The sequence below is a fragment of the Gordonia sp. (in: high G+C Gram-positive bacteria) genome (assembly GCF_049299075.1).
In the GTDB taxonomy this organism is placed as follows: Bacteria; Actinomycetota; Actinomycetes; order Mycobacteriales; family Mycobacteriaceae; genus Gordonia.
Genome location: NZ_JBAQWU010000254.1, coordinates 1 through 11,089 on the forward strand (window position 1 = coordinate 1; position 11,089 = coordinate 11,089).

Annotated in this window: 10 protein-coding genes; 9 read left to right on the forward strand and 1 reads right to left on the reverse strand. The window is 66.7% G+C overall.

Going from position 1 to position 11,089, the window contains the following annotated elements; genetic code table 11:
* Positions 1-3: 3 nt before the first annotated feature.
* From nuoI to WAW85_RS07995, 7 genes are read left to right on the forward strand one after another with little or no spacing between them, the layout of a single operon-like run.
* Entirely contained in the window at positions 4-498 is a 495-nt protein-coding gene (nuoI, locus tag WAW85_RS07965; RefSeq protein WP_422559095.1) for an NADH-quinone oxidoreductase subunit NuoI, read from the forward strand.
* Positions 498-1,226 (forward strand): NADH-quinone oxidoreductase subunit J, encoded by a 729-nt coding sequence (locus WAW85_RS07970; RefSeq protein WP_422559086.1) that lies wholly within the window; start codon positions 498-500, stop codon positions 1,224-1,226. The genes nuoI and WAW85_RS07970 overlap by 1 nt, the downstream gene beginning before the upstream one ends.
* A complete protein-coding gene (gene nuoK / locus WAW85_RS07975) occupies positions 1,223-1,522 on the forward strand; it encodes an NADH-quinone oxidoreductase subunit NuoK (protein ID WP_422559087.1) in 300 nt (99 codons plus the stop codon). The genes WAW85_RS07970 and nuoK overlap by 4 nt, the downstream gene beginning before the upstream one ends.
* Complete coding sequence (gene nuoL, locus WAW85_RS07980) at positions 1,519-3,447, forward strand: NADH-quinone oxidoreductase subunit L (protein ID WP_422559088.1); 1,929 nt, start codon at positions 1,519-1,521, stop codon at positions 3,445-3,447. The genes nuoK and nuoL overlap by 4 nt, the downstream gene beginning before the upstream one ends.
* On the forward strand, positions 3,444-4,958 hold the full coding sequence (locus tag WAW85_RS07985) for an NADH-quinone oxidoreductase subunit M (protein ID WP_422559089.1): 1,515 nt from the start codon (positions 3,444-3,446) through the stop codon (positions 4,956-4,958). Before nuoL ends, WAW85_RS07985 begins: the two co-directional genes overlap by 4 nt.
* Positions 4,959-4,993: 35 nt before the next feature.
* Positions 4,994-6,517 carry an NADH-quinone oxidoreductase subunit NuoN gene (gene nuoN / locus WAW85_RS07990; protein ID WP_422559090.1) on the forward strand — a complete coding sequence of 508 codons (1,524 nt, stop codon included), beginning with the start codon at positions 4,994-4,996 and terminating at the stop codon, positions 6,515-6,517.
* Between the two features lie 22 nt (positions 6,518-6,539).
* Positions 6,540-7,544: an isopenicillin N synthase family dioxygenase gene (locus WAW85_RS07995; RefSeq protein ID WP_422559091.1), complete on the forward strand. Its 1,005-nt coding sequence runs from the start codon at positions 6,540-6,542 to the stop codon at positions 7,542-7,544.
* 42 nt (positions 7,545-7,586) lie between these two features.
* On the opposite strand, the gene WAW85_RS08000 is transcribed toward WAW85_RS07995, so the two are convergent.
* A complete protein-coding gene (locus WAW85_RS08000) occupies positions 7,587-8,606 on the reverse strand; it encodes an LLM class flavin-dependent oxidoreductase (RefSeq protein ID WP_422559092.1) in 1,020 nt (339 codons plus the stop codon).
* A gap of 96 nt (positions 8,607-8,702) precedes the next feature.
* Between WAW85_RS08000 and WAW85_RS08005 the strand changes: the two genes are divergently transcribed.
* Positions 8,703-10,568, forward strand: a complete 1,866-nt coding sequence (locus WAW85_RS08005; protein WP_422559093.1) for a sphingolipid ceramide N-deacylase — start codon at positions 8,703-8,705, stop codon at positions 10,566-10,568.
* Position 10,569: 1 nt separating this feature from the next.
* Positions 10,570-11,089: MFS transporter (locus WAW85_RS08010; protein ID WP_422559094.1), on the forward strand; the 520-nt coding region annotated here is incomplete at its 3' end.

Sequence of the window (11,089 nt, forward strand, 5' to 3'; positions counted from 1 at the left end):
GAACTGCCCGACGCCTTCGCCGGCTTCGCCCAGACCTTCACCTCGATGTTCCGCGCGCCGGTCACCGAGGAGTATCCGGAGCACAAGGCTCCGCCCGCCGCGCGTTACCACGGCCGCCACCAGCTCAACCGGTACGCCGACGGCCTGGAGAAGTGCATCGGCTGCGAGCTGTGCGCGTGGAGCTGCCCGGCCGACGCGATCCTGGTGGAGGGCGCTGACAACACCGCCGAGGAGCGCTACTCTCCCGGCGAGCGGTACGGCCGCGTCTACCAAATCAACTATTTGCGCTGCATCGGCTGCGGCCTGTGCATCGAAGCCTGCCCGACCCGCGCGCTCACCATGACCGACGACTACGAGCTTGCCGGACCGTCGCGCGCCGGGATGATCTACGAGAAGGACCAGCTGCTCGCCCCACTCACTGACGAGATGACCGCCCCACCGCATCCGATGGCTCCGGACACCCGCCCGGAGAACTACTACCGCGGCGAGGTGACGTGATGGAGGCCCTCACCTTCTGGGTGCTGGCGGTGATCGTGGTGATCGGCGCACTCGGCGTCGTCCTGAGCCGCAAGTCCGTCTACTCGGCGGTCTTTCTCGCGATGACGATGATCATCCTCGCCGTCTTCTACGTGATGCAGGGCGCCCTGTTTCTCGGGGTCGTCCAGGTGGTGGTCTACACCGGCGCGGTGATGATGCTGTTCCTCTTTGTGCTGATGCTCATCGGCGTCGACTCGTCGGAATCACTCGTCGAATCCATCCGCGGACAACGGTATCTCGGGGTCGGCCTCGGAGTGGGTTTCGCGATACTCCTGGTCGCCGCATTGGGCACCATTTCTTTCACCCCGTTCCGCGGCGATCCCGCGTTGACGGCGGCCGATACCGATGAGGGTGTCCGCGCGCTCGCTGAACTGATCTTCGTCACCTACCTGTGGGCGTTCGAGCTAACCGGCGCGCTACTGATCACCGCCACCCTCGGCGCGATGGTGTTGGCCCACCGACGTCAGTTCGGACCGAAGCTCGGCCAACGCGAACTGTCCATCGCCCGCTTCGCCCGCGGTGGTCACGTGACGCCACTGCCGCCGCCGGGCGTATATGCCCGGCACAACGCCGTCGACCTGCCGGCCCTGGAGCCGGACGGAACGCCGTCGGCGATGTCGGTGAACGCCATGCTCACCCCGCGCGACCTCCCCGCGTCGGCGCCCAGGCAGGTGGAGGACGGCCGATGAACCCGGCGCACTACCTCTACCTCTCGGTGATCCTGTTCGCGATCGGCGCTGCCGGCGTGCTGCTGCGCCGCAACGCGCTGGTGGTGTTCATGTGCGTCGAGCTGATGCTGAACGCGGCGAACCTGTCCTTCGTCACCTTCGCACGCATGCACGCGAGCCTCGACGGCCAGGTGATCGCCTTCTTCACCATGTTGGTGGCCGCCGCCGAAGTAGTGGTCGGTCTCGCCATCATCATGATGATTTTCCGGGTCCGAAAGTCGGCCTCGGTCGACGATGCCGATCTGCTGAGGCGGTGAGCGCGGTGTCTGTGACCGCCCTGCTGTGGTGGATTCCCGGCCTTCCGGCCCTCGGCGCGCTCATGTTGCTGCTGGGTGGCCGGTACACCGACCGGTGGGGCCACCTGCTGGCCACCGCATTGGCCGGGACATCGGCCGTGCTGGCGATCATCAGCGCAGTCGCTCTGGCCGGGCGCGATGCGGCGGGACCAGGCGAATCGGGCCGGACCGTGATCGCCGACGGCTGGCAGTGGATCGCAGCTGGCGACTTCCAGGTCCATGCCGCGCTGCGCCTGGACCAGTTGTCGGTGTGCTTCGTCTTGCTGATCACCGTGGTGGGCACGCTGATCCATATCTACTCCATCGGGTACATGGCCACCGACCCGAATCGGCGTCGTTTCTTCGCCTATCTCAATCTCTTCCTGGCCGCCATGCTGGTGTTGGTACTGGCAGACGGCTATCTCGGCCTCTACCTGGGCTGGGAGGGCGTCGGGTTAGCGTCGTACCTCCTGATCGGCTTCTGGCAGCACAAGCCGTCGGCGGCCACCGCCGCCAAGAAGGCCTTTGTGATCAACCGGGTCGGCGACGTCGGATTCGCCATCGCGCTGATGATCATGTTCGCCACCGTCGGTTCGGTGAGCTTCGACGGCGTCTTCGGCGCGGCCGGTGTGTTCGGCGAGGGCACCCTCAACGCGATCTGCCTGCTCCTGCTGCTCGGCGCGTGCGCGAAGTCGGCGCAGGTCCCGCTGCAGGCCTGGCTGCTGGATGCGATGGAAGGCCCCACCCCGGTATCGGCGCTCATCCATGCGGCGACCATGGTCACCGCGGGCGTCTACTTGATCACCCGGTCGGCACCGCTGTTCAACCTCGCGCCCGGCGCCCAGACCGCAGTGCTCGTGGTGGGGGCGGTCACCCTGCTGTTCGGCGCCATCATCGGCTGCGCGAAAGACGACATCAAAAAGGCGCTCGCCGCGTCGACGATGAGCCAGATCGGCTACATGTTCTTGGCTGCCGGTCTGGGGCCGGCCGGCTACGCCTTCGCGATCGCACACTTGATCGCCCACGGGTTCTTCAAGGCCGGACTGTTCCTCGGCGCCGGCAGCGTCATGCACGCCATGAACGACGAGACAGATATGCGCCGCTACGGCGGACTGGCCCGCGTCATGCCGATCACCTTCGCGACCTTCGGGCTCGGCTATCTGGCGCTCATTGGGATCCCGCCGCTGTCCGGCTTCTTCACCAAGGACTCGATCATCGAGGCCGCGTTGGCCTCCGGCGGTGTCCGCGGCCCGGTGCTCTTTGTGGTCGCGGTCCTCGGCGCCGGACTGACCGCCTTCTACATGACCCGCGTGATGGTGTTGACCTTCTTCGGCGAGCGACGCTGGACCGAGAGCGGACCGGGCGCTGCGGCGCCGCACGAGGCCCCGGTCTCGATGACTGCGCCGATGATCCTCCTGGCGTTCGGGTCGGTGTTCGCCGGTGGCGCCCTGATTCTCGGCGGGCGACTGGCCGACTGGTTGTCCCCCGTCGTCGGGCACGCCGAGCACCACGAGCCGCCGCTGCCGGCCGCGCTGGTGACCGCCATCGTGCTGGTCTGCGTGCTGATCGGCGTTGCCGGCGCATGGCGCAAATACGGTCGCGCGACCATTCCGGTCACCGCGCCCGACGACGTCTCGACGCTCACCATCGCCGCCCGGCGAGACTTGTACGGTGACACCGTCAACGAGGCGGTGTTCGAGTCCTCCGGCCGCGCCCTGACCCGCGGACTCATCGTCGTGGAGGATCGCGGTGTGGCCCGGGTGCCCACGGCTCTCGGCGGCGCCGTGAGCACCCTGTCGTTGTGCAGCCGTCGCCTGCACAACGGCTACGTGCGTTCGTACGCGGCGTCGATGCTGCTGGGCACCGTGGTGATCGGCGTCCTGGTGTGGGTGGTGAGCGCGCTGTGAGTATTCCGTGGCTGACCATCTTGTGGCTGATTCCCGCCGCCAGTTCGGTGGTGGTGATCGCGCTACCGGCCGAGAAGGCGGCCACCGCCAAGTGGGTCGCCCTGGGCGCGTCGACGGCGGCCGCAGTGTGGTCACTCCTCGTGGCGACCCGCTTCAGCACTGGCGGCGCCCGATTCCAGCTCGTCGAGGACCTCAGTTGGGTTCCGGCGATCGGCGCGCGCTATTCGCTGGCCCTGGACGGGATCGGCCTGGCACTGGTACTGCTGACCGCGCTGCTGACGCCGGTGCTGATCGGTGCGGGCTGGCACGAGGCCGACCGCAGCGGTCGCACCACGGCGCGCGGCACGCACGGCTTCTTCGCGCTGCTGCTCGCCGTGGAGGCGATGGTGCTGATCAGCTTCGTCGCCGTCGACGTGCTGCTGTTCTATCTCGTCTTCGAGGCGATGCTGATCCCGATGTACTTCCTGATCGGCGGCTACGGCTCCGGGCCATCGGCGCCGGCGGCTGCGGTGAAGTTTCTGCTCTACAACCTGTTCGGCGGCCTGCTGATGCTGGCCGCCGTGATCGGGCTGTACGTGGTGACACTGCGCAGCGGCGACGGCACCTTCTCCCTGCAGGCGATCAGCCAGCTGGTGCGCACCGGAGAATTGAACGCCTCGTCGTCGGTCACCCACTGGCTGTTCCTCGGCTTCTTCTTCGCTTTCGCGGTCAAAGCTCCCCTATGGCCGCTACACAGCTGGCTGCCTGACGCCGCCGTCGCCGCGACCCCGTCGAGCGCGGTACTGATGATGGCCGTGATGGATAAGGTTGGCACCTTCGCCATGCTCCGCTTCTGCCTCGAACTGTTTCCGGAAGCGTCGGCTACCTTCGCGCCGGCGATCTCGGTACTGGCCGTCGTCTCGATTCTTTACGGCGCGATCCTCGCCATCGGCCAGACCGATCTGTTGCGGTTGATCGCGTACACGTCGATCTCCCACTTCGGCTTCATCGTGTTGGGCATTTTCGCGCTGACCGCGCAGGGCCAGTCCGGCTCGACGTTGTACATGGTGAACCACGGGATCTCCACGGCCGCACTGTTCCTGATCGCCGGCTTCCTGGTGACGCAGCGCGGCAGCCGACTGATCGCCGACTACGGCGGAACGGCCAAGGTGGCGCCGGTGCTGGCCGGGACCTTCCTGGTGGCCGGTCTCGCGACGCTGTCACTGCCCGGACTGGCGCCGTTCGTCAGCGAGTTCCTCGTGCTGATCGGCACCTATGTGCGCTATCCGGTGGCCGCGGTCTTCGCGGCACTGGCGCTGGTGCTGTCGGCGGTCTACATCTTGTGGACCTACCAGCGGGTGTTCGGCGGACCAGTGCGGACACCCGGACCGATCAGCGATCTGACAATCCGCCAGCGGGTGACCATCGCGCCGCTGCTGATCGCGCTCGTGGTCCTCGGATTCTTTCCCGGCCTGCTGCTCGGCGTCATCGACCCGGCCATCAACTATCTGAGTTCGGGAGGTACCCGGTGACGGCAGTAAGCATCGACTATTTCCGGTTATCCCCCATGTTTATCATCTTCGGCGCCGCGGTGCTCAGCGTGCTCGTCGAGGCCATTTTTGCCCGCGGGTCGGCGCTGCGGCGCTACCACTGGCAGCTGACTCTCGCACTGGGCGGTCTGGTGGCCGCCTTCGTCATGGTGGTCGTGGTGGCCTGGAATCGGGGCGATCAGGATCCGGCGACGATGTCCGGCGCGGTGCTTCTCGACGGTCCCGCGCTGTTCTTGCAGGGTGTGGTGGTGCTGGTCTCGATCGGCGCGGTGGCGTTCATGGGTGAACGGCGTCTGGACCGGTCCGCCGAGGCCTTCACACCCGCCGATGCCTTCACACCCGCCGCGGCCACCGCGCCGGGCTCACCCGATGAGGAAGCCGCGACCCGCGCCGAAGCGATCACCACCGAGGTCTTTCCGCTCACCCTGTTCGCGGTCGGCGGCATGATGCTGTTCGGTGCATGCGGGGATCTGCTGACCATGTTCATCGCGCTCGAGGTGCTCTCGCTGCCGTTGTACCTGCTGTGCGGGCTGGCCCGGCGTCGTCGTCTGCTCTCGCAAGAGGCGTCGCTGAAGTATTTTCTGCTCGGCGCCTTCGCGTCGGCGATCTTCCTTTTCGGTTCGGCGTTCGCCTACGGGGCGACCGGTTCGCTAAATCTGGCGCAGATCGGCGAGTCGATCGCCTTCGGGCACGCCGACCGCACCCTCTCGCTGATCGCCGTGGTGCTGGTCGTGGTGGGGTTGCTGTTCAAGGTCGGTGCGGTGCCGTTCGGTTCGTGGGTGCCCGACGTCTATCAGGGCGCACCGACCCCCGTGACTGCGCTGATGGCCTCAGCCACCAAGGTCGCGGCGTTCGGCGCGCTGCTGCGGGTGCTGCAGGTCGGATTTCCGGCGCTGGAACCAGACTGGCGACCCGCGCTGTGGGCCGTGGCGCTTGCCACCATGGTGCTGGGCACGCTGATGGCGGTGACGCAGAGCGATATCAAACGCATGCTGGCGTACTCGTCGGTGTCGCACGTCGGTTTCGTGCTGACCGCAGCGATGGTGCTGGGCAAGACCGGTGTCGCGGCGACCCTCTTCTACGTCAGCGCGTATGCGTTCGCGGCATTCGGCGGGTTCGCGCTGCTGGCCGTGGTGCGCGAGTCGTCGGGCGCCGAAGCGTCCGGGTTGGACGCCTGGGCAGGGCTGGGACGTCGTCGTCCGGTCGTTGGCCTGCTGATGTCGATGTTCCTGTTGTCGTTCGCCGGCATTCCGCTCACCAGTGGGTTCGTCGGCAAACTCGTCGTCTTCGCGGCGGCCGGCGAGAACGGCGCGTGGGCGCTGGTGATCGTCGGTGTGTTGGCTAGCGCGGTGGCCGCCTACTTCTACGTCCGGGTGATCGTGTCGATGTTCTTCGCGCCACCCGCCGAACCGGCCCCCGACGTCGTCACCCCGAGTCTGCTGACGTCCGTGCCCATTGGCGTTTGCGCCATCCTTACCCTGATCTTCGGCATTCTCCCCCAGCCACTCCTCGAGTTGGCCACCAACGCCTCGGTATTCTGAGCGCCTGCTTATGGTGGGAGCTATGGAGACACTCACCGAACTCCCCATTGTCGACCTGTCGACTGCCGAACGCGATCCGGACGGCTTCCGGTCCGCGCTGCGCACGGCCACCCACGAGGTTGGCTTCTTTTATCTGATCGGCCACGGGATCGACCGAGCGGTCCGCGACCGGATCTTCGACACCGCCCGCGTCTTCTTCGCCATGGGAGACCACGACAAATTCAGCGTCGAGATGCTGGCGAGTCCGCAGTTCCGCGGGTACACGCGCTTCGGTGGCGAGTACACGCAGGGCGAGATCGACTGGCGCGAACAGATCGACCTGGCAGCCGAGTATCCCTCGCTCCTCACCTCGGACGACGATCCCGCCTACCTGCGGCTCGACGGCCCGAACCTGTGGCCGCTGCGGGTCGAGGGATTCCGCGAGGTGATGCAGGACTGGCAGAGCCGGTGCACCGCCCTTGGCTTGCGTCTGATGCGCGAGTGGGCGCTAAGCCTGGGTGCCCCGGCGGACGTCTTCGACGCGGCTTTCGCCGAACGTCCATCGACCCTGATGAAGCTCGTCCGCTATCCCGGACGCGAGGAAACTGGCCGTGACCAGCAGGGAGTGGGCGCGCACAAGGACCCGGGGGTGCTGACGCTACTGCTCGTGGAACCGGGCAAAGGTGGTCTGCAGGTGGAGCACAATGGCGCCTGGATCGACGCCCCGCCGGTCGACGATGCCTTTGTGGTGAACATCGGCGAACTGATGGAGTTCGCCACTGACGGTTACCTCAAGGCCACCATGCATCGCGTGCTGTCGCCGCCGCCGGGTAGCGAACGGCTGTCGGTGCCGTTCTTTTTCAACCCGGCACTGAGCTCGACGATGCCGGTCATCGACCTGCCACCCGCACTCGCTGCCCAGGCCCCGGGCGTGACGGAGGATCCCGGCAATCCGATTTCCGGCACGTTCGGCGACAACATGCTCAAGGCCCGCCTGCGCGCCCACCCTGACGTCGCCGCCCGCCACCACGCCGACCTCCTCGACTAGGCCGCACCCACCGCCAATTGCCAGCGGACGGGAAACAGCGGGTCAGCGCCAGCCGAGGGCCGGGGCGACGTGGGTGAGGATGGACTCCAGGAGGTGGACGTTGTAGTCGACACCGAGCTGATTGGGCACCGTGAGCAGTAGCGTGTCGGCAGCGGCGATCGCCTCGTCAGCGGCGAGCTGCTCGATCAACGCATCCGGCTCGGCCGCATAAGATTTGCCGAACCGGGCGATGCCGCCGTCAATGTAGCCCACTTGGTCGGCGTCCTGTCCGCGGTAGCCGAAGTAGGCGCGATCCCGCTCGTCCACGAGGGCGAAGATACTGCGACTCACTGAGACTCGCGGTTTCAAGGCCCAGTCGTGCTTGGCCCACTCGTCGCGGAAGACCTGAATCTGTTCGGCCTGCAACTGGTGAAAGGGCACGCCGGTGTCCTCGGTCAGCAGGGTCGAGCTCATCAGGTTCATCCCCTGCTGTGCGGTCCACTCGGCGGTCGCCCGAGTGCCCGAACCCCACCAGATCCGCTCGCGTAGACCCGGCGAGTGCGGCTCCAAACGCAGCAGCCCGGGCGGATTGGGGAACATGGGCCGCGGGTTGGGCTCGGCGAAGGCATTGCCCTCCAGCATGCGCAGATAGTCCGCGGTATGCCGGCGCGCCAGGTCTGCGTCGGTCTCCCCGTGCGCCGGGTCGTAGCCGAAGTACTTGTAGCCCTCGATCACCTGCTCGGGCGATCCGCGCGAGATACCCAGCTGCAACCGGCCCTCCGAGATCAGGTCGGCAGCACCGGATTCTTCCGCCATGTATCCAGGATTCTCGTAGCGCATATCGATGACACCCGTACCGATCTCAATGCGCGAGGTTCGCGCGCCTATCGCCGAGAGCAGCGGAAACGGCGATGCCAGTTGCTGGGCAAAGTGGTGCACGCGGAAGTAGGCGCCATCGACGCCGATCTCCTCGGCCGCCACCGCGAGGTCGATCGACTGGTGCAGTACATCCGACGCCGACCGGGTCTGCGAGCCCTGGCCCGACGACCAATGTCCAAACGAAAGAAAACCGATGTTTTTCATACACCAATAAGCGTACCGCGGTCCGCTTATATTCCCTGGCCGAGTCGATGCATCCTCAATGCAACTCTGTATCGAGTTACGGTACGCTTCCGCTTCATGAAGATCTTCGGTGCGATTGTCGCCAGCATGCTCGCCGGGCTCACCTTCGCCGTCGTGCCGCCCGCCGCCGCTGCGCCCAACGGGGACCCCGCGTACGAACTGGCTGGCAACTGCTACCAGCTCACCGGTGACCGCACGCCCAGCGGCCGCTACTACGCCAAGGCCGCCGCACTCGGTCAGTTCCTGTTCTACGACACCCGCGGCAAGGTACTCACCGCCGACAGCGGCAGTGCGGTTTTGCGCGACGCGCCGACCGCGGCTGCCGTCTGGTCGACGCGCCACGCCGGCGACCGTTACCGAATCTCCTCACCGTCGGGCAAGGTGGTCCGCACCGTCACCCTGACCCCGGCGACCGGTTGCCGCACCTTCCCCGAAGCGCAATTGAACGTCGACGGCGCTCCGACCGCCGGTGCGACCGGCGCCAACGGACAACTCCAGGGCTTCGTCGACGGTCACGCACATCTCATGGCCGAGCAGTTCCTCGGCGGCGGCCTGCACTGCGGAAAGCCGTTCTCCCCCTTGGGGATCACGGTCGCTCTGCGCGACTGCCCCGACCACGGCAGCGACGGCTGGCCTGCCCTCAGCGAGCACATCCTCTCCGAGCCCGGCCCGCACAGCGCCGACGGCTGGCCCACCTTCCAAGGCTGGCCGCAGTGGTACTCGCTGACCCACGAACAGAACTATTACCGGTGGATCGAGCGCGCCTGGCGCGGCGGCCTCCGTCTGATCAACAACTACTACGTGCAGAACCGCATCCTCTGCGAGCTTTACCCCCTCGGCGACGAACCGTGTGACGAGATGCAGTCGGTCCGCATTCAGCACAAGCGTCTGCAGCAAATGATCGGCTACATCGACGCCCAAGCCGGCGGCCCAGGTAAGGGCTTCATGAAGATCGCCCGCAGTTCCGCCGAAGCCCGCGCGATCATCTCCTCGGGCAAGCTCGCCGTCTCGCTCGGGATCGAGATCTCCGAGCCGTTCGGCTGCGGGATGATCCGCGACGTCCCCCAGTGCACGCGCGCCGACATCGACCGCGGCATGGATGAGCTCAAGACGATGGGCGTGCGCCAAATGATCCTGACGCACAAGTTCGACAACGCCCTCGGTGGCGCCCACATCGACTCCGACTTCACCGGTCTGGCCGTCCAGACCGGTCAAGTGATCGCCACCGGAGAGCCGTGGAAAACCGAGCCGTGCCGCGGCCCATTGCACGACCATCAGGCGCCGCAGGACGGCCCCGGGCGCTGCAACGCCCGCGGCCTCACCGACCTCGGCGCCTACGCGGTCAACGCCGCCATCAGCCGGAACCTCATCATCGACGTCGATCACCTCTCAGTGAAGTCCGCCGATCGCGTCCTCACCATCGCCGAGGCGCGCCGATACCCGGGTATCACCACCTCCCATTCGTGGACCGATCCGGGTCTGTACAAGCGGATCCTCCGGGTCGGCGGCACCGTCGGCTTGTACGCGAACGGCGCCGAGCCCGACGAAGGCAACGAGACCGGATCGTCGTTCGTCGACGACTGGCGCGACGTCCGCAAAGCCAACGGGGGCGCTGCTCTCGGCGTGGCCTACGGCGCCGACATGAACGGCCTGGGCAAGCAGGCACCGCCGCGGCCCGGTGCCAAGACCAATCCGGTGCGCTACCCGTACCGCTCACCGGACGGCACACTGATGTACCGCCAGGTCTCTGGCACCCGGACCTTCGATGTCAACACCGACGGCACCGCCCACTACGGACTGATTCCCGACTGGATCGAGAGCCTGAGGCTCGCGGCCGGAGCCGACGGCAATGCCATCGTTTCCGACATGTATGCCGCCGCCGGTACCAAGATCGACATGTGGGCTCGAACCGAGGCGTACTAGCATGACCGCCCCGTCACTGACCCGGACCGTATCGCTCGGATACGCCGCGGGCAGTGTCGGGACCGGCGCGTTCGCAGTGCTGCCCGGCCTGGTCCTGGCGTACTACCTGACCGATTCCCTCGGCGTCAGCGCGTTGCTCGCCGCGATCATCGTGGTGATCCCGAAGCTGCTCGACGTGGTCGTCAACCCGTTGATTGGCAGCCGGAGCGACCACGAGGTCGCGGTTACCGGGCAGCGCATCCGGCTGATGTGGGTGGGTGCGGTGACCATCTTCCCACTGTTCATCCTGACCTTCTGCGTACCCACCGGCTTCTCCCCGGGTCTGGGGGCGCTGTGGGTGCTGATCTTCTTCTCGCTGACCGCCGTCGCGTACGCCTGCTTTCAGGTCCCGTACATCGCCCTGCCTGCCGACCTGACCACCGACTACCACGAACGCACGACGCTGATTGCTGAGCGCATCGCGGTACTGGCCTTGACTATCCTGCTGGTCGGCGCCGGCGCCCCAGCGATCCGCGACGCGC

What these genes read in the sequence shown, in the direction of transcription:
- nuoK (WP_422559087.1), top strand. Translation starts at nt 1,223, where the DNA reads ATGAACCCGGCGCACTACCTCTACCTCTCGGTGATCCTGTTCGCGATC.
- WAW85_RS07995 (WP_422559091.1), top strand. Translation starts at nt 6,540, where the DNA reads ATGGAGACACTCACCGAACTCCCCATTGTCGACCTGTCGACTGCCGAA.
- WAW85_RS08005 (WP_422559093.1), top strand. Translation starts at nt 8,703, where the DNA reads ATGAAGATCTTCGGTGCGATTGTCGCCAGCATGCTCGCCGGGCTCACC.
- WAW85_RS07970 (WP_422559086.1), top strand. Translation starts at nt 498, where the DNA reads ATGGAGGCCCTCACCTTCTGGGTGCTGGCGGTGATCGTGGTGATCGGC.
- nuoN (WP_422559090.1), top strand. Translation starts at nt 4,994, where the DNA reads ATGTTTATCATCTTCGGCGCCGCGGTGCTCAGCGTGCTCGTCGAGGCC.
- WAW85_RS08000 (WP_422559092.1), bottom strand. Translation starts at nt 8,606, where the DNA reads ATGAAAAACATCGGTTTTCTTTCGTTTGGACATTGGTCGTCGGGCCAG.